Annotated in this window: 1 protein-coding gene; it reads left to right on the forward strand. The window is 65.6% G+C overall.

Annotated elements, in window-relative coordinates; all coding sequences use genetic code 11:
• On the forward strand, positions 1-545 hold a 545-nt coding region (locus tag EN780_RS36370), incomplete at its 5' end, for an HdeD family acid-resistance protein (RefSeq protein WP_133372960.1).
• Positions 546-694 lie beyond the last annotated feature (149 nt).

A 694-nucleotide genomic window follows, 5' to 3' on the forward strand; every position in this document is an offset into this window, starting at 1 on the left:
ACTGGTGGCTCATCGCGCTGCGCGGCGTGGTCGCCATCATCTTCGGCCTTTTCGCGCTTTTACTCACCGGGCCGACTATGCTCTCGCTGGTCCTCTTCTTCTCGGCCTACATGCTGGTGGACGGCGCGTTCGCAATCGCCGCCGCCCTGCGCGCGGCGCGTGCAAACGAACGTTGGGGCCTGCTCCTGCTGGAGGGCGTCGCCGACATCGCGGCGGGCGTCATCGCGTTCCTATGGCCGGCGATCACGCTCCTTGCTTTCGTGCTCGTCATCGCCGCCTGGGCCGTCGTGTCGGGCGGGCTGATGTGGGCGGCCGCCTACCAACTTAGGCGGGATCACGGCCGCTGGTGGCTGGTGGCAGGCGGGATCATCTCTGTCATTTTCGGGGCATTGCTGGTAGTGGCGCCGCTGATCGGCGCGTTGGTCTTGACCTGGTGGATCGGCGCTTACGCCATCGCCTTCGGCGTCGCGCTGCTCGTGCTGAGCTTCAGGCTGCGCGAGCATCGTAACGACGTGTCCCTCGGCCTCGCCTCGCAGTCCGGCTGATGATCGCGCGGGTTCGAATTCGTCGGCTACACTTCGGCCGGAGCCGCGGGGATTTGGCGCCTCGCGGCTTCTCAAGGCATGAGCCTGCAGAAGAGCGTTTCCTGTGTAGAAATTTCTGGCGCTCGCCTAACGACGCTTCCGTGCTTAGC

Origin of the sequence: Mesorhizobium sp. M4B.F.Ca.ET.089.01.1.1 (genome assembly GCF_004022605.1) — a bacterium.
Classification (GTDB): domain Bacteria; phylum Pseudomonadota; class Alphaproteobacteria; order Rhizobiales; family Rhizobiaceae; genus Mesorhizobium; species Mesorhizobium abyssinicae.